This is a genomic window from Streptomonospora salina, assembly GCF_014204715.1.
GTDB lineage: Bacteria > Actinomycetota > Actinomycetes > Streptosporangiales > Streptosporangiaceae > Streptomonospora > Streptomonospora salina.
The window spans coordinates 4752257-4774119 of sequence record NZ_JACHLY010000001.1 but is presented as its reverse complement, the minus strand read 5'-3'; the positions used below and the strand labels follow the sequence as shown (position 1 = coordinate 4774119).

Annotated in this window: 13 protein-coding genes and 3 rRNA genes; 2 read left to right on the top strand and 14 right to left on the bottom strand. The window is 69.9% G+C overall.

All coding sequences use genetic code 11. The annotated features are described in order from the left end of the window. The first annotated feature begins 114 nt into the window (after positions 1–114). Positions 115–1314 carry an NHL domain-containing protein gene (locus HNR25_RS21570; protein WP_184638148.1) on the top strand — a complete coding sequence of 400 codons (1200 nt, stop codon included), beginning with the start codon at positions 115–117 and terminating at the stop codon, positions 1312–1314. A 34-nt stretch (positions 1315–1348) separates the two neighbouring features. Here HNR25_RS21570 and HNR25_RS21565 read toward each other — a convergent pair whose 3' ends face one another. The 6 genes from HNR25_RS21565 to tyrS all read right to left on the bottom strand — a co-directional run bounded on the left by HNR25_RS21565 (position 1349) and on the right by tyrS (position 11363). After that, complete coding sequence (locus tag HNR25_RS21565; protein WP_184638147.1) at positions 1349–2107, bottom strand: aminoglycoside adenylyltransferase family protein; 759 nt, start codon at positions 2105–2107, stop codon at positions 1349–1351. A 68-nt stretch (positions 2108–2175) separates the two neighbouring features. After that, positions 2176–3321, bottom strand: a complete 1146-nt coding sequence (locus HNR25_RS21560; protein ID WP_184638145.1) for a tetratricopeptide repeat protein — start codon at positions 3319–3321, stop codon at positions 2176–2178. A 795-nt stretch (positions 3322–4116) separates the two neighbouring features. Next, positions 4117–4234, bottom strand: a 5S ribosomal RNA gene (gene rrf / locus HNR25_RS21555). Positions 4235–4359: 125 nt separating this feature from the next. After that, a 23S ribosomal RNA gene (locus tag HNR25_RS21550) occupies positions 4360–7451 on the bottom strand. A 296-nt stretch (positions 7452–7747) separates the two neighbouring features. Then, positions 7748–9284 (bottom strand): 16S ribosomal RNA (locus HNR25_RS21545). Together the 16S, 23S and 5S rRNA genes form the textbook arrangement of a ribosomal RNA operon. Positions 9285–10058: 774 nt before the next feature. Next, positions 10059–11363 carry a tyrosine--tRNA ligase gene (gene tyrS / locus HNR25_RS21540; protein ID WP_184638143.1) on the bottom strand — a complete coding sequence of 435 codons (1305 nt, stop codon included), beginning with the start codon at positions 11361–11363 and terminating at the stop codon, positions 10059–10061. A 288-nt stretch (positions 11364–11651) separates the two neighbouring features. On the opposite strand from tyrS, the gene HNR25_RS21535 reads away from it, so the two are divergent. Then, positions 11652–12296 (top strand): HNH endonuclease family protein, encoded by a 645-nt coding sequence (locus HNR25_RS21535; protein ID WP_184638141.1) that lies wholly within the window; start codon positions 11652–11654, stop codon positions 12294–12296. 89 nt (positions 12297–12385) lie between these two features. On the opposite strand, the gene lhgD is transcribed toward HNR25_RS21535, so the two are convergent. The 8 genes from lhgD to HNR25_RS21495 all read right to left on the bottom strand — a co-directional run bounded on the left by lhgD (position 12386) and on the right by HNR25_RS21495 (position 21542). Further along, on the bottom strand, positions 12386–13591 hold the full coding sequence (gene lhgD, locus HNR25_RS21530; protein WP_184639661.1) for an L-2-hydroxyglutarate dehydrogenase: 1206 nt from the start codon (positions 13589–13591) through the stop codon (positions 12386–12388). A gap of 81 nt (positions 13592–13672) precedes the next feature. Beyond that, positions 13673–14032: a DUF742 domain-containing protein gene (locus tag HNR25_RS21525; RefSeq protein WP_184638139.1), complete on the bottom strand. Its 360-nt coding sequence runs from the start codon at positions 14030–14032 to the stop codon at positions 13673–13675. After that, positions 14019–16043, bottom strand: coding sequence for a sensor histidine kinase (locus HNR25_RS21520; RefSeq protein ID WP_246463804.1), 2025 nt, complete (start codon positions 16041–16043; stop codon positions 14019–14021). Before HNR25_RS21520 ends, HNR25_RS21525 begins: the two co-directional genes overlap by 14 nt. Positions 16044–16200: 157 nt before the next feature. Then, positions 16201–17115: a sirohydrochlorin chelatase gene (locus HNR25_RS21515; RefSeq protein ID WP_184638137.1), complete on the bottom strand. Its 915-nt coding sequence runs from the start codon at positions 17113–17115 to the stop codon at positions 16201–16203. 128 nt (positions 17116–17243) lie between these two features. Beyond that, positions 17244–17885, bottom strand: coding sequence for a GTP-binding protein (locus HNR25_RS21510; protein ID WP_184638135.1), 642 nt, complete (start codon positions 17883–17885; stop codon positions 17244–17246). Beyond that, positions 17866–18258, bottom strand: coding sequence for a DUF742 domain-containing protein (locus HNR25_RS21505; protein ID WP_312862741.1), 393 nt, complete (start codon positions 18256–18258; stop codon positions 17866–17868). Before HNR25_RS21505 ends, HNR25_RS21510 begins: the two co-directional genes overlap by 20 nt. 185 nt (positions 18259–18443) lie before the next feature. Continuing rightward, a complete protein-coding gene (locus HNR25_RS21500; RefSeq protein WP_184638131.1) occupies positions 18444–18875 on the bottom strand; it encodes a roadblock/LC7 domain-containing protein in 432 nt (143 codons plus the stop codon). After that, a complete protein-coding gene (locus HNR25_RS21495) occupies positions 18876–21542 on the bottom strand; it encodes a sensor histidine kinase (protein WP_184638129.1) in 2667 nt (888 codons plus the stop codon). It lies immediately after the preceding gene. Between the last annotated feature and the right edge of the window lie 321 nt (positions 21543–21863).

Genomic DNA, 21863 nt, shown 5'->3' with positions numbered 1-21863 from the left:
GCTCCCGAGCCGCGTCCGCGGGGCGGGCGGGGACGAACGCAGGCATGACCGGACCGCATGCGGGTACCGTGATCGTCGTCCCCCTCGTCGAGCCCTCCCCTCGAAGGACGTCGGATGCCTCTCGGCCCGCTGGCCGCCCGCTTCGGCTGCGGGACCGGCGCGGCGCACACGTTCGCGCTGCTCCGGGCCGGTGCACTGGCGCTCGCTGCACTCACGCTCGTGCCGTCCTGCGGCACGCCGCCTCAGGCGGAAATGCCGGGCACCATCGAAACCGTCGTCGGAACGGGCGAGCCCGGGTGGCTGGAGGGCGGATACGGAGGCGACGCGGGCGACGCCAACCAAGCGCGGCTGAACGCGCCCGGCGCCTTGGCCTTCGCCGCAGACGGCACCCTCTACATCGCCGACACCGACAACAACCGGATCCGCAGCGTCAACCCCGATAGCGGCACCGTCAACACGGTCGCCGGCGGCGGCGCGACGGACTGGGCGCGCGCGGAATGCGCCACGGCCGCCGCGCTTCCCGACATCGCCGGCCTGGCCGTCAGCTCCTACGGCGACACGCTCTACGCCGCCTCGACACTGCAGAACCAGGTGGTCGCCATCGATCCGCACGAGTGCACGATCGAGCTCACGGCGGGCCGCGCGGACGGATCGGCTGTGCAGCTGTCCGAGCACGAGACGGGAGAGCTGGACGGGCTGTGGTGGCCCAAAGACGTAGCGGTGGGCCCCGACGGGACCCTCTACATCGGCGACAGCGGCAACGATCGCGTGGTGGCGGTCGGTCCGCACGAGGCCCGCTCCTCCGGACGCCCCGACTCCGAGTACGTGCGGGTGGTCGCCGGAAACGGCGCACCGGGCCGTTCCGGGGCCACCACCCCCGCCGATACGGGAATCGGCGACCTCGGCCGACTGGATGTGGACGGCGAAGGCTCGGTCTTCTTCGTCGACGGCTCCGCCGGGCTGCGCAAGGTGGATTCCTACAAGAACACCGTCACCGCCGATTGGAACCCGCGCCTCCCGGAGGATCCGCAGGCGATCGCCGTGAATCCCCGCACCGGCAGGCTGTTCGCGACTGACACCGCCCGAAACCTGGTCATGGCCTACGCTCCGGGCAGCCGGGAGCCGACCGTCGTGGCCGGCACCGGGTCCCGCGGCTTCACCGGCGACGGCGGCCCCGCCGACGAGGCCGACCTCGACTCCCCCGGCGGGCTCGCCGTCAGTCCGGGCGGCGACCTGTACATCGCCGACACGCACAACCACCGCATCCGGATGGTGCACGACGTCGACACGGCCCTGGACGACCGGACGGGCTGAACCTCCCCGCCGGCGCCTCGGGGCGCCGGTGCACTCAGCGGTGGGCCAGCCTGTCGATCTCGGCGAGCACCGCCTCGAGGTGCGGCTGCGCGTCGGCCTTCAGCTCCTCACTCCAGACCTCCTCGGCATACCGCCGGTGCAGATACAGGTCCCGGGCATGGGACAGCACGGGCCGGTGCTGCTCCGGCAGGCGGGCGAGAGCCCATTCGGCGGCGGCGTCCTTGGTCATGATCTCGCCGGTGGCGAGAGTGGTCCAGATGCGGGCGAGGGTCAGCACCACGTTGCGGGTATCGGTGCCGGCCTCGGCGAGCAGTTCGGGAAGGCTCGCGACGCTCGCGCGCACCACGTCCTCGTGCGGCACGGGGGCGAGTATCCGGGCGGGCGGCGGGCCGGCGAGCGGGCGGTCCCCGGCCAGCGCCATCGTGATGACCAGCGCCAGATCCGGCATAGTGGCGGGCCGGGGCGGACCGCCCGCGGTGAGTTCGTCGCGCATCCACTCGCCGTACAGGAAGTCGCCGGTGGGCGGGAACCGCCACGGGCGGATCCGGAACTGCACGACGACGGTGAGCTCGACCGGGCGTGCTCCGCCGGACAAGCCCGATCGCGCGAGCAGCCCGTCGAGGAGCAGGCGCCGCCGGCCGTCGTCCATGCTTCTCCGGGAGACGACGAGGACGTCGAGGTCGCTTGCCGGTTTCAGCCCGCCCGACACCGCGGATCCGTGCAGGTAGACGCCGAGGGTGTCGGGGCCGAGGACGCCGCAGACCAGTCGTGTGATGTCGTCGGTCAGATCCATCGGTCCGTGCAGACGCAGCCGCTTTTCCCGCCCGGCGCCTCGCCGCGAGCGGGCGCCGGCGCGCGGTGTCAGCGCTCGGTGTCGCCGTCCTCGGGGTCCCCGTCGTCGGCCTCGGGGTCCTCGGCATCGGTCCAGACGACGTCGTCGCCGATGTCGACGATCTCGACGCCCTCCAGCTCCGCCATGCGCTCGTCGGCGTCGGTCAGACCTTCGCGGTCGACCGAGGAGGCGCGTGCGAAGTATTCGCGCGCCTCCTTCTTGCGGCCGGCGGCGACCAGAGCGTCGGCGTAGGCGTAGAAGAGGCGCGCGACCCACGGGCGGGCGCGCCGCTCCTTGAGTTCGGGGATCTGCAGCTCCACGACGGCCGCTTCCGGCTGCTCCAGGTCGCGCCGTGCCCCGGCCGCCACGATGCGCAGCTCGATGCGGTCCTCGGCCTCCAGCTTCTCGGCCGCCGGGTCGCGCGCGATCTCCAGCGCCCGCTCCGGGCGCCCCAGGCCGCGCTCGCAGTCGGCGATCATCGCGAGGTAATGGTCCTGCCCGGTCATCCGGCGCGCTGCCCGCAGATCCGACAGGGCTTCCTGCCACTTGCCGACCGAGTAGGCGGCGATCCCGGCGGCCTCCCGCACGATCCCCAGCCGAGAGGCCTTGCGGCGGGCGAAGGAGGCGTGTTCATAGGCCCGCTCGGGTTCGTCCTCAAGCAGGCGGGCGGCCATCGCCATGTGCCTGCCGACGACGTCGGCGAGGGACTTGGGCAGGCCGGTCAGCTCGTTGCGGACTTCGGAGGGGAGTTCGCTGAAGGCGACGTCGTCCGGAAGGCGGGGGGCGGCCTCTCGGGTGTCGCCCTCCTTCGAGCCCGAACCGTCGCGGCCGTGACCGCCGCTCGGCCCCCGCTGGGCCCGGCTCCGGTCGTCGCGGCGGTCGCGGTCGGGACGTCCGCCGGTCCGGCGGTCCCCCGGCCGGCCCCCGCGATCGTCACCGTGGCCCCGGCCGCCGCCTTGGCCGGACTGGCCGCCGCTCCGGTCGGAAGAGCCGCGCCCGCCTCCGCCCTGCCCGGAGCCGCGGAAGCCTCCCGAACGACCGCCGCCGCGTCCGGCCCCGGAGCGGGGGCCACCTCCGCCTCCGCCCCGGCCGCCGCTCGGGCCGCCGGAACGGTGGCCGCCCCCAGAGTCGTGTGCTCCCGAACCGTTCCGGCTCCCGCGGCTTTCGTCAGTCATGCTTCCGTCCGTAAACAGTCAAAAGCGCTGCCACTCAGGAGTAGCAGCGCGTGGTTCATCCCAGGTCTTTCACTCTACCCGCATGCGGCGGCCGGAATGGCCCGATCGCTCACCGCCGGGAGAGGACCGCAGACGGTTCCTACCGCCGCCCGCCGGCGGCTGAGCACCTCGGAAGCGAGGACGTCCGCCGGGACGGAAGCGGTTCCGGTCCGCCGCGCCCGGGCGGCAGGCCACAGAGCTCATCTGTCCTGCACGTCGACGCGGGAGGCGGCCGAGGCCGACGGCCCGCCGCCGACCGGCGTCGCGGAGGATTCCGTGCGACTCCGCGGCCCGAAGGAGCGGCGCCCGCCGCCCCTCAGTTCCCAGATAACACCGCGCATCGGCGCCTGAACAAGCACCCGGTTCCCTTCTTGACCGCCCCGGCACTGCACCGGAGCCCTGGTCGCGGATAGGTATTCGTGATCGGACCGGACACGACCGCCGGGAACGCCTGCAGGAGCTCCCGGGAGAGAGCGCCGGGACCGACCTCCGGTACTCACTTTCGGTCAGATGCCGATTACGATACAGCACCTCGGCATTGAAAGTGCATCCGGCCGCCGGTTCCACCGACGAATATGCGCCCGACTCCCCCGATCCGCCACAGGAGGGCCGGTGGCGGCGGGAACCGTCCGACAACGCGGCACACCACCCGCCACCACGAACAGCGACACCCCCACCACTCCCCGCAACACCCCCGGACACAAAAAAAGAAGGAGACGAGCCGTCCGACGACGACCCGCCCCCTTCTACAAAGAAATGCGGCGGCAACCTACTCTCCCACCCCCACCATGGAGGCAGTACCATCGGCGCAAAGAGACTTAACGACCGGGTTCGGAATGAGACCGGGTGTGACCCTCCCACTATCACCACCGCAAAACCCACCACCCACACACCCGCCAACAACGGCAGGCGCACAGGCGAAACCTGCGGAACCCCCACCGACCCCACACACCAGGCCGACAGGAGAAAACATAGCATGCGCGAGCACCCAGCATCCACGGCGGACAAGCCCTCGGCCTATTAGTACCGGTCAGCTCCACCCCTCACAAGGCTTCCACACCCGGCCTATCAACCCAGTCATCACCTGGCGGCCTTACCCCCACCACAGGGCAGGAGACCTCATCTCGAAGCAAGCTTCCCACTTAGATGCTTTCAGCGGTTATCTCTCCCGAACGTAGCCAACCAGCCATGCCCCTGGCGGAACAACTGGCACACCAGCGGTTCGTCCGTCCCGGTCCTCTCGTACTAGGGACAGCCCTTCACAAGTCTCCAACGCGCGCAGCGGATAGGGACCGAACTGTCTCACGACGTTCTAAACCCAGCTCGCGTGCCGCTTTAATGGGCGAACAGCCCAACCCTTGGGACCAACTCCAGCCCCAGGATGCGACGAGCCGACATCGAGGTGCCAAACCATCCCGTCGATACGGACTCTTGGGGAAGATCAGCCTGTTATCCCCGGGGTACCTTTTAGCCGTTGAGCGACGCCGCTTCCACACGCCGGCGCCGGATCACTAGTCCCTGCTTTCGCACCTGCTCGACACGTCCGTCTCACAGTCAAGCTCCCTTGTGCACTTACACTCACCACCTGATTGCCAACCAGGCCGAGGGAACCTTTGGGCGCCTCCGTTACCCTTTAGGAGGCAACCGCCCCAGTTAAACTACCCACCAGACACTGTCCCCAGACCGGATCACGGCCCGAGGTTAGATGCCCGAAACAGCCAGAGTGGTATTTCACCAACGCCTCCACCACCACTGGCGTGGCGGCTTCACCGGCTCCCACCTATCCTACACAAACCATCCCAAACACCAATGTCAAGCTATAGTGAAGGTCCCGGGGTCTTTCCGTCCTGCTGCGCGAAACGAGCATCTTTACTCGTACTGCAATTTCACCGGGCCCGCGGTTGAGACAGCGGGAAAGTCGTTACGCCATTCGTGCAGGTCGGAACTTACCCGACAAGGAATTTCGCTACCTTAGGATGGTTATAGTTACCACCGCCGTTTACTGGCGCTTAGATTCCCAGCCTCACGCACAAGCGCTAACCGGTCCTCTTAACGTTCCAGCACCGGGCAGGCGTCAGTCCGTATACAGCGTCTTACGACTTCGCACGGACCTGTGTTTTTAATAAACAGTCGCTTTCCCCTGGTATCTGCGACCCCGCCCCGCTCACAGGGAAAACCTGATCACCGGACAGGGCTCCCCTTCTCCCAAAGTTACGGGGACAATTTGCCGAGTTCCTTAACCACGGATCACCCGAACGCCTCGGTATACTCTACCTGACCACCTGCGTCGGTTTCGGGTACTGGCCGCACACGCACTCGCTAGAGGCTTTTCTCGACAGCACGGGATCACTCACTTCGCCGAAACGGCTCGGCATCACGCCTCACCCCTGTAACAGGGCAGGGATTTACCACCACCCCGGGCTACACGCTTACCCCCGGACAACCACCGCCGGGTAGAGCTACCCCACTGCGTCACCCCATCACTTGCCTACACACCCCTCGGGTCCCAGGCACACCACCACCCCCGCACCCGAAGGCACGAAGACGGGCATGCATGGTCAGCATCAGGGCTATCGACACGGGCGCACGCGCACGGGTACGGGAATATCAACCCGTCATCCATCGACTACGCCTGTCGGCCTCGCCTTAGGTCCAGACTCACCCTGGGCGGATCAACCTGCCCCAGGAACCCTTAGTCAATCGGCGCCGGAGTTTCCCACTCCGGTATCGCTACTCATGCCTGCATTCTCACTCGCACGCCCTCCACCACACGGTCACCCGGCGGCTTCACCGAACGCACGACGCTCCCCTACCAACCGACACCAACGTGCCGGCCCCACGGCTTCGGCGGCGCACTTCAGCCCCGCTACATTATCGGCGCAGAATCACTTGACCAGTGAGCTATTACGCACTCTTTCAAGGATGGCTGCTTCTAAGCCAACCTCCTGGTTGTCTCAGCAACTCCACAACCTTTCCCACTTAGCGCACCCTTAGGGGCCTTAGCCGGAGGTCTGGGCTGTTTCCCTCTCGACCACGGAGCTTATCCCCCGCAGTCTCACTGCCGCGCTCACTCCACCGGCATTCGGAGTTTATCTGACCTCAGTAACCTGGTCGGGCCCATCGGCCAAACAGTAGCTCTACCTCCGGGGAGCACCACACGACGCTGCACCTAAATGCATTTCGGGGAGAACCAGCTATCACGGAGTTTGATTGGCCTTTCACCCCTACCCACAGCTCATCCCCCAGGTTTTCAACCCTGGTGGGTTCGGGCCTCCACGAAGTCTTACCTCCGCTTCACCCTGGCCATGGGTAGATCACTCCGCTTCGGGTCCACAGCATGCGACTCCACCGCCCTGTTCAGACTCGCTTTCGCTACGGCTACCCCACACGGGTTAACCTCGCCACACACCATGACTCGCAGGCTCATTCTTCAAAAGGCACGCCATCACCCCGCACTCAAGCGAAGCTCTGACGGCTTGACAGCACACGGTTTCAGGTACTATTTCACAACCCCTCACCGGGGCACTTTTCACCTTTCCCTCACGGTACTCGTCCACTATCGGTCACCAGGACGTATTCAGGCTTGACAGGTGGTCCTGCCGGATTCACACGGAATTCCTCGAGCTCCGCGCTACTCGGGGCCACGCCCACCACGATGCCATGCGCCTTCGCCTACAGGACTCTCACCCGCTCCGGCGCCGCTTCCCAACGGCTTCGGCTGACACACACCACCACGGACCGGATCGGCAGACCCGGAACAGACATACCCCACAACCCCGCACACGCAACGACTGCCGCCTATCCCACGCGCACGGTTTAGCCATCATCCCCGTTCGCTCACCACTACTGAGGGAATCACTGTTGTCTTCTCTTCCTGCGGGTACTGAGATGTTTCACTTCCCCGCGTCACCACCGACCGCCCTATACATTCAGACGGCGGCAACCCGACACAACTCGGGCTGGGTTCCCCCATTCGGACACCCACGGATCAACGCCCGGTTGACGGCTCCCCGTGGACTATCGCGGCCTCCCACGTCCTTCATCGGCGCCTGGTGCCAAGGCATCCACCGTATGCCACTCTTGCTTGGCCACCGCAGATACAAGATGCTCGCGCACACTATCCACAAATCAAACCGCACACCACGAGCCCGACCACAACCCCACAGGGGTCTTCGTCGGGGTGGCACCGGGACGACGACCCACAGGCCGCCCCCTCAGACACCCAACAGCGCGTGCATCCTCCGCAACCACTCCCGGCACCGGCGCACCGGCCACCCGGCGCCCCCTACAAGGGCGCCCGAGCACCGCGCACACCCGGAACCGGGTCCACTTCCGAGCCGGCCGGCCCACGACGAAAAACAACGGGCCGACAGCAACGACTCCTTAGAAAGGAGGTGATCCAGCCGCACCTTCCGGTACGGCTACCTTGTTACGACTTCGTCCCAATCGCCAGCCCCACCTTCACGCACTCCCTCCCCGCAGGGTTAGGCCGCACGTTTCGGGTGTTGCCGACTTTCATGACGTGACGGGCGGTGTGTACAAGGCCCGGGAACGTATTCACCGCGGCGTTGCTGATCCGCGATTACTAGCGACTCCACCTTCATGGGGTCGAGTTGCAGACCCCAATCCGAACTGAGACCGGCTTTTAGGGATTCGCTCCGCCTCACGGCATCGCACGCCCACTGTACCGGCCATTGTAGCATGTTTGCAGCCCAAGACATAAGGGGCATGATGACTTGACGTCATCCCCACCTTCCTCCGAGTTGACCCCGGCAGTCTCCCATGAGTCCCCACCATCACGTGCTGGCAACATGGAACAAGGGTTGCGCTCGTTGCGGGACTTAACCCAACATCTCACGACACGAGCTGACGACAGCCATGCACCACCTGTGCCGGAACGCCCGAAGGCACCCCCCGTCTCCGGAGGATTTCCCGGCATGTCAAACCTTGGTAAGGTTCTTCGCGTTGCGTCGAATTAAGCAACATGCTCCGCCGCTTGTGCGGGCCCCCGTCAATTCCTTTGAGTTTTAGCCTTGCGGCCGTACTCCCCAGGCGGGGCGCTTAATGCGTTAGCTACGGCACGGAAACCGTGGAAAGTCCCCACACCTAGCGCCCAACGTTTACAGCGTGGACTACCAGGGTATCTAATCCTGTTCGCTCCCCACGCTTTCGCTCCTCAGCGTCAGGTAAGGCCCAGAGACCCGCCTTCGCCACCGGTGTTCCTCCTGATATCTGCGCATTTCACCGCTACACCAGGAATTCCAGTCTCCCCTGCCTACCTCTAGCATGCCCGTATCCACTGCCAAACCGGAGTTAAGCCCCGGACTTACACAGCAGACGCGACACGCCGCCTACGAGCTCTTTACGCCCAATAATTCCGGACAACGCTCGGACCCTACGTATTACCGCGGCTGCTGGCACGTAGTTGGCCGGTCCTTATTCCCCACCTACCGTCAACCCGCACAGAAGCACGGGCCTGCGTCGGTGGTAAAAGAGGTTTACAACCCGAAGGCCGTCATCCCCCACGCGGCGTCGCTGCGTCAGGCTTCCGCCCATTGCGCAATATTCCCCACTGCTGCCTCCCGTAGGAGTCTGGGCCGTGTCTCAGTCCCAGTGTGGCCGGTCGCCCTCTCAGGCCGGCTACCCGTAATCGCCTTGGTAGGCCTTCACCCCACCAACAAGCTGATAGGCCGCGAGCCCCTCCCTGATCGGAGAAAAACCTTTCCACGCCCCGCCATGCGACGGAACGTCCTATCCGGTATTAGACCGGGTTTCCCCGGCTTATCCCGGAGTCAGGGGCAGGTTGCTCACGTGTTACTCACCCGTTCGCCGCTCGTGTACCCCGAAGGGCCTTACCGCTCGACTTGCATGTGTTAAGCACGCCGCCAGCGTTCGTCCTGAGCCAGGATCAAACTCTCCATTAAAGGTCTGAACCCCGACACGACCCGGTAAAAACCCCGCGCAGCACGCGGAGCCAACCCGGGCCCATCAAAGGAACCCCGGAACCGAACCGCCCGAAGGCGCCGGTTCCACGGGGCCAAAACAAACTTGGCACAAAGAAAAACACGCGCTGTTGAGTTCTCAAGGAACGACCGCTCATCCGGTACAAGCCCCGACCCGCCGTCCGGCGGATCCGCCCGAGCTCTTCCCAAGAGACGGAATCTCCCGGCGGGAATCCGCAGAACACCGTTCCGCGCTTCCCGCTTTGTTTCTACGAATTTACCAGTTCACCCGAAAAGAACCAAATCGGCTGCTGTTCGGTGCCGGCGCATCCATTCCCGATCCGTCGGTTCCGACTGATCGGTCTTTTCGAGACTACCAGGCACACAGACGATGCGTGCCAAGATTCCTCGGGTTCCGAATTGCGGTCCGGACCGTTCGCCGTGAGGCTTCCTGCCGTCCCGCATCGGCCTGTCAACGATAGGTTCCGCGCACCGAGACGTCAAATCGCCGGTTCGGGCCGGTGTCCGGTTCCGCCGTCCCGTATCGGGGCGGGACGTCGCACGCGTTCCGACGCCGGTCCTGCTCGCACAGCCCGCTCTCGTCGCTGCGCGGCCGGTCATGTCCTGCTGTTGCGCTCAGAGTTCTCCCCCCGATCCGCACGCGGTAAACACACTCGCCGCGTCCGATGTTCCCGGAACCGGTGAACGACCGCGGTCCGAACGGGGCCGGGTACCGGTACCCGGCCCCGTTCGGACTCACGCCTCGCCGAGGACGACACCGCCGACGCTGCGCTTGCCCCTCCGCAGCACGAGGTAGCGCCCGTGCAGCAGGTCCCGGGCTCCCACGCGGGCGTCGACGTCGGTGACTTTGACGTTGTTCACGTACGCGCCGCCCTCCTGGACCGTGCGCCGGGCGGCCGACTTGCTCGGCACCAGGCCGGTGTCCGCGAGAAGGTCGACCACCGGCGGCAGCTCCTCCGCCGGGCCGGCCGGCGCCGTATTGGGCACCTCGGCGATAGCCGCCCCCAGCGTGCGGGCGTCGAGAGCCGCCAGATCGCCCTGGCCGAAGAGCGCGCGGCTCGCCTCGACGACCTTGCCGCACTCCTCTCCGCCGTGCACCAGAGTGGTCAGTTCCTCGGCCAGCGCGCGCTGCGCGGCGCGAGCCGCCGGCCGCTCCTCGGTCTGGCGCTCCAGATCCTCGATCTCCTCGCGGGAGCGCAGACTGAACACCCGCAGGTAGCGGCCCACGTCCCGGTCGTCGGCGTTGAACCAGAACTGGTAGAAGGCGTACGGGCTGGTCAGCTCGCTGTCCAGCCACACCGCGCCCGACTCGGTCTTGCCGAACTTGCTGCCGTCGGCCTTGGTGAGCAGGTTGGTCGTCAGCGCGTGCGCCGGCCCGTGCGGCTCGTTGCCGTCCATCCGGCGGATCAGATCCAGGCCCGCCGTGATGTTGCCCCACTGGTCGCTTCCGCCGATCTGCAGCGTGCAGCCGTGGCGGCGGTAGAGCTCGACGTAGTCGTAGGACTGCAGCAGCACGTAGCTGAACTCGGTGAAGCTCATCCCTTCACCGTCGAGGCGGGTGCGGACGGTCTCGCGGGCGAGCATCTGGTTGACACTGAAGTGCTTGCCGACGTCGCGGAGCAGGTCCACGGCACTCATGGCGCGCAGCCACGCTCCGTTGTCGACCAGCAGGGCGTCGGTGGCCTCGGCGGCACCGTCCTGCGGGGTGAAGCGCAGGAACGCCGAAAGCTGGCCGCCGAGGTTGCCCACCCACTCCCCGACGGTCTCCACGGAGTTGAGCGCGCGCTCCGCGCTCGCCTTGGGGTCGCCGATCAGTCCCGTCCCCCCGCCGACGAGTGCGACGGGCCGGTGCCCGGCCCGCTGGAACCGGGCGAGGGTGAGGACCTGCAGGAGGTGGCCGACGTGCAGGCTGCCCGCTGTGGGATCGAAGCCGCAATAGACGGTGACCGGGCCGTCGGCGAGCGCCTTGCGGAGGTCGCCGGGGTCGGTGGTCTGCGCGAGGAGTCCGCGCCATTCGAGGTCGTCGATGATGTCGGTCACGGTCGTCTTTCCGTCGGAGGGGCCGGCCGCGCCGGACCTGGCGCGGGGCCGCCGTGGTTGTGCGGTCGAACGCCGTCCACCGTATCCGCTGCGGCGGCGCGGCGCCCGCGGATATCCGCCCGGGCGGGCGTAGGGCGCGGGGGCGGATCGGCCGTCGCCGGAGCGGTGGTTTCGGATCCCGGTCATCGGAAGTAAGGGATTGTTTGTACAGCACGTGTTTCGCGGGACACCCGCAGTGCGAAAGCCTCGAAGAGTCCGGAAGTCTCCCCGCTCGCTTTTGGAGATCCGATGACCTCCCCCGTGCGTCCGTCCGCCTCCGCGATCGCGGCCGCCCTGTCCGCACTCGTCCTGCTCGCAGGCGCCGCCGTACCCGCGCACGCCGCACCGCCGCCCCCGCCGAGCCTGTCCGAATCCCGTTCCCAGTTGGCGCAGCTGCCGACCGAGCCGGAAGGCTCCTCGTCGGGCTACGACCGCGACCTGTTCCCGCACTGGTCGCCGGCCGAGGGCACCTGCAACGCCCGTGAAACGGTGCTGCTCCGCGACGGTTCCGGCGTCGAAGTCGGCGCCGACTGCTACCCCGTATCCGGCACCTGGACCAGCCCCTACGACGGATCCACCACCTCCGACCCGTCCGAGGCCAGCGTCGACCACATGGTGGCGCTGTCCGAGGCCTGGAAGTCCGGCGCCGACACCTGGTCCACCGCGCGCCGCGAGGCCTTCGCCAACGATCTGGACACGCCGCAGCTGTGGGCCGTCAGCGTCTCCAGCAACAGCTCCAAAGGCGACAGCGACCCCGCCGACTGGATGCCCGAGCGCACCGCCGTGCACTGCGACTACGCCAAGAGCTGGATTCGGGTGAAGCACGAATGGGGCCTCAGCGCCGACTCCGCCGAGACGGCGGCACTGGAGGACGTGCTGGACTCCGCCTGCTGACCGGACCGGCGGCCTGACCGGGCCCCGCCGACCGGCGGCGGTGCGCACGCGGACGTGTGCGCACCGCCGTTCAGGCGCCGGAACCCGCGTCAGGAGAAGAGCACGTGCTCGCCCAGGTGCTCGGCGATCGCCAGCGACGCGGTCGCCGCCGGCGACGGTGCGTTGCGCACGCAGGAGATGCGGGAGTAGGTGTCCACCGCGAAGTCGTCGAGGAGCGCACCGCTGGGGCTGAGGGCCTGGGCGCGCACGCCGGCGGGCGCGGGCCGCAGGTCCGCACCGGTGATCGCGGGCACCAGCCGGCGGGCGTGGCGGGCGAAGACGGCGGCGGAGGCCGAGACCGCCGCCTCCCGCACGCCCCGGCTCCAGTGCCGGCGGGCCAGCCGCCAGAACCCCGCAGCGGACAGCGTGTCCGCGAGCTCGGACGCGCGGACGTCGCGCGCCCGGTAGCCCTCCCGGGCCGCCGCCGGGATCGCGTTGGGGCCGGCCGACACCTCGCCGTGGACGTGCCGTGTCAGGTGCACACCCAGGAAGGGGTGACGGGGGTCGGGCACCGGATAGATCAAGCCGCGCACCAGGTAGCGGCTTCCGGGCGCCAGCTCGTGGTAGTTGCCGCGGAAGGGCACGATGCGGGGGTCGGCCGGTGCGCCCGCCATGCGCGCGAGCAGGTCGCTGTGCAAGCCGCCGCATACGACGACCCGGTCGAAGGAGCGGCGGACCCGCTCGCCGCGCGGGTCGCCGGTGAGCACCTCGGCGTCGTCGGCGCCCTGGCGCAGCGCGATCACCGGGGCGCCCAGCACGATTCGGCCGCCGCTGCGGCGCACGTCGTCGGCCAGCGCCTCGGCGACCGCGACGAAGTCGGTGATCGCAGTGGAGGGCGAGTGCACACCCCCGACGCCGCGCACATGCGGCTCGATCTCGCGCAGCCCCCCGGGGCCCAGCCGCCGGACGCCGGGAACCCCGTTGGCCTCGGCGCGGCGCTCGATATCGTCCAGCCGGGCGGCGTCTTCGCTGCCGGTGGCGACCAGCACCTTGCCGACCTGTTCGAAGGGCAGCCCGTGTTCGGCGCAGTACTCGCGCAGCAGCGCGGTTCCGCGCCGGCACAGCGTCGCTTTGAGCGAGCCCGGCCGGTAGTACAGGCCCGCGTGCACGACCCCGCTGTTGTGCCCGGTCTGGTGCCGGGCGACCGCGTCCTCCTTCTCCAGGACCGTGACGCGTGCGCCGGGGCGGTTCCGCGTGATCCATCGGGCCAGCGCGAGCCCGACGATCCCACCGCCGATGATCCCGATACGTTCCATGCTCACCCGCGAAACGCTAGCAAGGGGGGACGCGCCGCACAGGTCTCGCCCTGCGCCGCGGACCCCGGCCCCGCACCCGGCTCACAGGGCGCGCAGCCCCTCCAGCAGCATGTGCAGCACATCGTCGCCGGGCACCGCCGAAGCGGAGGTGCACAGGGCGAGGTCCCGGCCCTCGATCATGTCGGCGATCAGCAGCTTGGCCACACTCAGCGGCAGACCGACCAGGGCGGCGAGCTCGGCCACCGACTGCGGCTGCGCGGCCAGCCGCAGCAGCGACTCGCGCTCGGGTCGCAGGTGGTCGTGGTCGCCGGGCGGCCGGCGCGCCACCACGCGGGTGAGCAGATCCAGCCCGGAGTTCGCGGGTGCGCCGTCGACGCCGATGGCGAAAGGACGCACGAGCCGGCCCGGGTCGCCCTGGGGTCCTCCTCTATCTGCGGTCATCGCGCTGCTCTCCGTATGCGTCGCCGGTCGCGGCGTGCTGCTCCACCAGGGCGTCCTGGGGCGCCTGAGAAACCGCGGGCGCCCACTCCAGCAGCCGGTCGGGCAGGACGGCGGTGGCGCTCGTACCGCCATAGGGCGACGGGCGGAGCCGCACCGCCACGCCGTGGCGAGCCCCCAGCCGCGCTACGACGAACAGCCCGAGCCGGGGTTCCTCGGGCAGCGCCATGACGTCGAACTCCGGCGACTCGCTCAGCACCCGGGCGGCCTCGGCGTAGCCCTGGTCGGTCAGGCCCAGTCCGCGGTCCTCGACCTCGACGGCGGCACCGCCGCTGATCCGGCCGCAGTTGACGTGGACCGGGCTTCCTGCGGGCGAGAACTGGGTGGCGTTCTCGATCAGTTCGGCGAGCAGGTGCACGACGTCGGCGACGGCGGTGCCGCTGAGCCGGGCGCGGGGCGCGGAGGTCAGCCGGACACGCTCGTAGTCCTCGGTCTCGGTGATGGCCCCGCGCAGCACGTCGGCCAACGGCAGCGGCTCGCGCCACCGCCGGGCGGATCCGGCGCCGCCGAGGATGATCAGGTTGTCGGCGTAGCGGCGGGCCCGGGTCGCCAGATGGTCGAGGGTGAACAGCCGGCGCAGGGCGCGGGGGTCCTCCTCGTCGGCCTCGATCTCGTCGAGGACCCGCAGTTGCCGCTGGACGAGGGCCTGGTTGCGGTAGGCGATGCCCAGAAACACCCGGTTGGCGCCGCGGCGGATCTCGGATTCCTTGACGGCGGCGCCCACGGCCGTGCGCTGGGCGGTGTCGAATGCGTCGGCGACCTGGCCGAGCTCGTCGCCGCCGTAGTCCAACCGGGGCAGCTCGGCGGACACGTCGACGCTGCGTCCCCCGCGGGCGCGGGCGGTGATGGCGGGCAACCGGGTTTCGGCCAGGGACAGGGCGTCATCGCGAAGGCGCCGCAACCGGGTGGTGAGCCTGCGCGAGGAGCGCGTGGCCGCGACGATGGCGGTGACGCCGGCCGCGAGGGTGAGCGCTCCCCCGGCGGCACCGACGGCCAGGCGGCGCACCGCCGCGTTCCAGGCGGTGTCGACGGTGCGGTCGAACTGCGCGTCGACCATCCGGCCCAAGGCGGGTTCCGAGGCCGTCGCCGCACGGTCCCACTCCTGGGCTCCGACGTCGAGATCGGAGTTCCAGGCGGCCGGCTGGTCGCCCATGCCCTCGGCCACCGGGGGGCGGGTGACCACGCCGCGGCTGAGCCGCTCGGCGGAGGCCCACGTCCCGGACGCGGCGAGTTCTGCGTAGCGGTCCCGGGTCCGCCCGTTCATCCCCTCGGAGGCATCGGAGAGTATGTCGCGGTAGGAAGCGGTGAGGTAGGTGAAGTGCGCGGTCTCGTCGTAGTCCATGCCGCCTGCCGCGATCGCCCCCGCCAGCAGCGCGTCGGAGCGGGAGAACTGCTCGTGCGCGGTGGACAGCCGGCGCGCCTGCGCGGCTTCGGTCAGGCTCGCGCCCTGCTCCAGCGGCCGCAGCAGGACACCGGCGGCTTCGGATGTCTCCTCGACGAGCTCGTTGTAGGCGTTCAGTGTGGCTTTGCGGTCGGCGGCGCTCCCGTCGACGGTGGCGCGCAGTCCGGTCAGGCGGTCGCTGCCGGGAGCGAAGGCGCGGGTTCCGGGCAGCGGATCGCCCTGCGGCCCGGGTCCGAACTCGGAGGCGAACCCGTGGGCGCGCTCGGCCGATGCGTCGGTCTGCTCGCGCTGGGTCTTCAGCGCCCGTCGCACCTGCGGATCGTCGGGCGATCCGAGGTGGATCTGGGTGAGGCGGCGTTCGGCCCGCAGATCGTCGGCGAGGCGGCCGAAAGCGTGGATGCCGTCGCGGCCCTGGGTCACGGACAGCAGCAGCGACCCCGCCTGACGGGTCTCGGCGGCGGCCATGACCGCCCACAGCACGAGGAAGCTGATACTGGGGATCAGCACCATGCGGGTGAGCTGTCTGCGTATCGTCGGTCGGTTCTCGTCCATGGTCCCCCCAACCTGGAACCACAGACGCTACCGAACGCACATGCCTCCGTGTTGCCGAATCGTCACATCGGGTAGCTACTCGCAGGGTGCCGCAGGTCGGGACCGCCGTCCCCGGCGGCGCACAGGGATGCGCCGCCGGGGACGGCGGTCCCGGACCTCACTCCTCCTGGCGGTGGCGCGAGCCCACGGGCGCCGGGACGTCGTCGGCGGTCGGCGGCACCTCCGCACCGAGCGTGTTCAGCACTTCGGCGTAGCGCAGCGCGGCGATCTTGGCGAGGGTGCTGCCGGCGCCCAGCGGAGCGCTCGCACGGGCGTCGTAGTGCCGTGCCAGCTCGTCGAGGCGCTCGGCGGGGAACTCCGGGCCGACCGCGCAGGGGGCGATCACCGGGCGCGCACACCCGGCGGCCGAGAGCTGCTGGAACGCGTCGTCCAGGCTCCCCCGGTCCTCGAGGTCGGCCGGGAGCACGGTGATGCCCAGCCGCGCCGCCAGCAGCACGGCGGTCACCCCGGCCGCGCTGATGCCCTCGTCGCCACCGACCGCGCCGACGACGACGCCGTCGGTCATCTGGGTTCCGGGGGCGACCACGCTGATCAGGCGCATCCGGTCGGCGCGCACGAACCCGGCCTCGGCCAGGCGCAAGTGCAGCGTCTCGGCGAGCATGGGATGCGGGCCCAGCGCCTCGGTGACGCGGACGTCGGCGCCGGCCTCCGCGACCGCCGCGTCGACGGCCTCGGACGTGGGGCGGTGGGGCCCGGTGACCAAGGGGACCACGACTCCGCGCAGGGGGTGATCCTCGCGGCTCTCCAGACCGGCGAGAGCCTCGACCAGGTCGGGGCTGCCGGCGCGGCCGTGCCTGAGGGTCACCTCGGGGCGGTAGGCGCGCACGAGGTCGGCCATCTCCGCACCGATGCCGGCGCCGTCGGAACCGTCGTCCGACGAGCCGGTCTCGGCCGGAACGGCGAGGACGAGAGTCGGGGTACCCACCCAACTGTCGAAGGACAGCGGGTTGCGGTGCCGACCGGAGCGGCGCCGCGGAAGATCCCGAGGGGGCAGTCTGTCCGAGTTATGCATGCTGTCAGGGTTCACGCGAAGAATGCTAACGACTAGTGAGTGATGATCTCGCCCGCTCGCCTGGGCTCCGGCGTCGGAAAACGGCACCGGACCTCGGGCTTGGGGGGATCGCGGTCATGATCGTCCGCCTATGTTAGCGGTTGGCCGGACACCGCCGGGCTGCGTCGGTGCATCACGTGCTCGACGAGTGCGAGCAGAACCGATTTGCTCGACTGGCGGTCGCGGGCGTCGGCGAGCAGGATGGGCACCTCCGGACTGACGTCCACGGCTTCGCGGACCTCCTCGATCCCGTAGTCATAGGCGCCCTCGAACCGGTTGACCGCGACGACGAACGGGATCCGCCGGCGCTCGAAGAAGTCCACGGCGGGAAAGCAGGTGTCGAGCCGGCGGGTGTCGGCCAGCACGACCGCCCCCAGGGCGCCCTCGGCGAGCTCGTCCCACATGAACCAGAACCGGCCCTGACCGGGGGTGCCGAACAGGTAAAGGACGACCTGCTGGTTGACGGTGATCCGCCCGAAATCGAGGGCCACGGTGGTGGTCGACTTGTCCTCGACGCCGCCGAGGTCGTCGACGCCCATGCTGGCCTCGGTCATGACCTCCTCGGTGCTCAGCGGAGCGATCTCGCTGACCGAGCCGACCATCGTCGTCTTGCCGACGCCGAAGCCGCCGGCTACGAGGATCTTGACCGCGAGGGGGATATGCCCCTCCGACGCCGGACCGGATGCGGCGCCGGGATGGGGGGCGGCGTTGTCAGAGTCTGCGGATGCCATCGAGTACCGCCTGGAGGACGCTCATGTGGGGTGGGTCCGATGCGGGCATCGGCGCGCGGGCGAGGACGACTCCGTCGGAGATGAGGTCGCCCAGCAGCACCTTCACCACCGCCATCGGAAGGTCGAGTTGAGCCGAGAGCTCGGCGACGGACACGGGCCTTTCGCACAGCCGCAGGATCGCCGCGTGCTCGGGCTCCAGGGCGCCCCAGTCCACTCGTTCCCGAGTGGCCACCACGATGCTGATCATGTCCAGCCCCGCCTCGGCGGGGCGGGTGCGGCCTCCGGTCACGGCGTAGGGGCGCACCAGCGGGCCGGCGGAACCGTGGCGGGGGAACGAGGCGTCGTGGCCGCGGCGCTGCCGACGCTCGCGCAGCAGCTCCTCGGCCGCTTCGCGCGCGCCGGCGCCGCGCGCGGGCGCCCGCGCCGGACCGGAGGCGCCCCCCGGCCCGGGTCCGGCGCCGGGGGGCGGATCGGCGCCCGCGGGGGGTTCGCGCTCCGCGGGCATGTCATGGACACGCGCGGGGCTCTGGTCACCCCTGCGGTGTTCACCTGCGTTTCTCATGCGCCGGAACTCCCCGCCGCCATGGATTCGGGCATCCGCGGAGCGGAGGTCAGGAACTGCCCGACCCGCTTGATGCGCATGTTCATCTCGTAGGCGACGAGCCCGACGTCGGCGGTCTCGTCGGCGAGCACCGCGAGGCAGGCCCCTTCGCCGGCGGCCGTGACGAACAGGTAGGCGTACTCCATCTCGACGACGGTCTGACGCACCGCTCCGCCCCCGAATTGCCGTCCCGTGCCGCGCGCCAGGCTCTGGAACGCCGATGCCACTGCCGACAGGTGCTCGCCGTCTTCCGGGGTGAGCCCGCGCGACCGCCCGATGAGCAGGCCGTCGGCGGACAGCACGATCGCGTGCTCGGCACCCACGACGCGGTCGACGAGGTCGTCGAGTAGCCAGTTCAGATCCCCTGCAGCATGGTTGTTCTGCATCATCTATTCGCTCTCTCCCGTGTGTTGGCCCGACGGCCGCCCTCCGGCGCGATCGCCTGCCGCGCCGACGGGTTCGTGCGGCCGAGGGGCGCGCCCCGTGTCCCGACCCGGGTCGGCGGTGTGATGCTCCCGGACCGGATCGGCCGCCGCACCGGGCTCAGGGTGGTGCGAATCGGTCGCTCCGGCCGGTACCGGCTCCGGATCCCCCTCCGGGCCGGCGGCGTCGTCGGACTCCTCGCGCCCCCGGCGGGTGCCGATCTGGAATGCGCTCATCATCCGCCGGGCGTCCTCGGGTTCGCGCCCGCCGGACGGATCGGCCGTACCCGTGTCGCCGCCCGCGGGGGCGGGATCCTGGCGCAGCTGCGGCGCGAGGTTGGCCTGGCGGCGCCGACGCGGCAGGGACGGGCGCGCGCCGCCGTTCTCGGAGGCGTCGGACGCGGGCCCCTGCCCGCCCCCCGAGGGCTCCGCCGCCGGGGGGTCCGCGGGCGCATCGGCCTTACCGGAAGCGTCGCCGTGGTGGGCGGGAACCCGGTGCGGCAGGGCCGCGCCGTCGTGTCCGCCTGCCGGCGCGGGCGCGGGGGCGGGCGCCGGAGGTTCGGTTCCCCGGCCCCCGTCGGCGCCGCCGACGTCGCCGCGGCGGTCGGCGGAGGTGTCCGCGGCGCCCGTGTCGCCCTCGCCCCGGCTGTGCGCTGCGGCGGGCACCGCGTCGGGCCGTCCGGGGGCCGAGGCCTCGCTCGGCGAGATGAGCCCGGCGGGGATGAGCACGACGGCGCGCGTTCCACCGTAGGGCGACGGGCACAGCCGCACGCTGACGGCGTGTTTGGCCGCCAACCGGGCGACCACGAACAGCCCCAGCCGGGAGTCCTGGTTCAGTGCCATGACGTCGAACTCGGGCGCCCGCTCCAGGGTCGCGTTGGCCTCGTCCAGCGTCGACGGCCCCATCCCCAGGCCGCGGTCCTCGACCTCCACGGCCACGCCCTTGGGTACGACCTCGCTGTGGATGTGCACCACCGTGTGCGGCGGAGAGAACGCTGTGGCGTTCTCGACGAGTTCGGCTACCAGGTGGATGACGTCGGCGACCACCGATCCCGACAGCGAAAGGTCGGGGACGCCGCGCAGCTTGACGCGGGTGTACTCGTCGGTCTCGGAGATGGCGCCGCGCAGGATGTCGACGAGCGGGATGGGGTTGCGCCACCGGCGGCCGGGGCGCCCGCCGCCGAGGATGATGAGGTTCTCGGCGTTGCGGCGCCCGCGTGTGGCCAGGTGGTCGAGGTGGAAGAGGTCCTCAAGCAGGTCGGGGTCGTCCTCTTCGCGCTCCACGCGGTCCAGAAGCTGGAGCTGGCGCTGCACCAGCGACTGGTTGCGGTGGGCGATGGCCAGGAACACCCGATTGACCCCGGCGCGGGTCTCGGCTTCCTTGACGGCGGCGCTGACGGCGGTGCGCTGCGCTGTGTTGAAGGCGTCGGCGACCTGGCCGACCTCGTCGTTTCCGTGGTCGAGACGGCGCAGTTCGGTATCGAGGTCGACGGGCTCGGCGTCGGAGAGCCGCCGCACGATCCGGGGCAGTTCGTCGCGGGCGAGGCTGAGGGTGTCGGCGCGCAGCCGGCTCAGCCGCGCGGTCAGGCGTGCCGCCGACCGCGAGGCCACGCCGTAGGCGACGGTCCCCGCGAACAGGGACAGGACACCGCCGCCGAGCGCGAGGTTGAACATCCAGGTACTGGCGGCGTCGGTCGCGGACATGACCGCGCGGACCTGGGCGTCGGCGAGATCCACCAGGTCGGCGTCGACGTCGTCGGCGGCGGAGCGCCAGTCGCCCAGCCCGTCGGGTGCCTCCCGGTCGCGCGAACCGGCGCCGGTGACCGGGTCGACCTCGATGTCGGGCTCGTAGCCGATGACCGTGTCCGCGAGATCGTTCACCCGCCCCCAGGAGGCGCTGTCGACCATGCCCTTGCGGGCCTGGGCCGTGTCGCCTTCCAGGGAGTGGGACAGGCCCTCCACGCGTCCGCGCATGTCGTTGATCAGGGAAGCGAACTCGGTCTGCTGACCGATCGAGAGGTTTCCCGCCGCCACGGCGCCGCTCAGTAGCGCGTCGCCGCGGGTGAAGGACTCCTGAGCGCGGATGAGACCGACCGCGTCGGCGCCGGCGGACGCGGAGGGTCCGTCGTCGAGGTTGTGGGCGATCGAGTCGTAGAGGCGGATTCCCTGGGCGATCATGCGGTCGTAGGCGCCGAGAGCGGCCCGAGGGCCGCTCTCGCCGGCCGTGACCGCGTTTCGCACGTCGGTGCGCCCGTCGATGCCGGTGAGGTAGCGGTCGGCGATGCGGGCGGTACCGGCGTCGGCGTGGCTGCGCAGCCCGCTCGCCCGCGCGTCGACGTCCTGCAGGACGTCGTCGGTGACGCCGGTCTGGCGGCGCAGCTCCTCGCCGACGTCCTGCGAGGGGGCGGCGGCGTATTCGGTCGCCAACCGGCGCTCGCGCTGGAGTTCGACGACCGAGCGGTAGAGGTGGACGCCGGTGCGGCCGTCGCCGGTGGCGATACGCAGCGAGATCGCCTGCGTGAGCGTGGCCGTGCTCAGCACGGCGAACAGTGCCAGGAACGTGATTCCGGGAATCAGCACGATCCTGTTGAGCTGGGCTCTGATACCGCGATCGGAGCCGCTCTGCTCACTCATCGAGTCCCCCCACGACGCGTACGCGGATGCGGGCACCCGGACGGATTCGCACGGCGGCCGCGGCACGGCCCCGTCGATCGCCGACGCGGCGCTCCTCACGGTCCGCTGTCCCTCGCACCTCCCCCCGGTCTCCCGCCACGGTCTGCGCAGGATCCGATACCCGAGGTACCCACTGTTCCGGGACGCTACAGCAATTCCTCCGACTATGACGGCGGTTTGGACGAAGTCCCAGGTGATCCGCCGCGGAGGCGCGGGAGGAGCGATCGATCGGGGCCGGCGCCGCAGCGCCGCCGGGTTCCGGTTCGGTACCGCCGCCGTCGG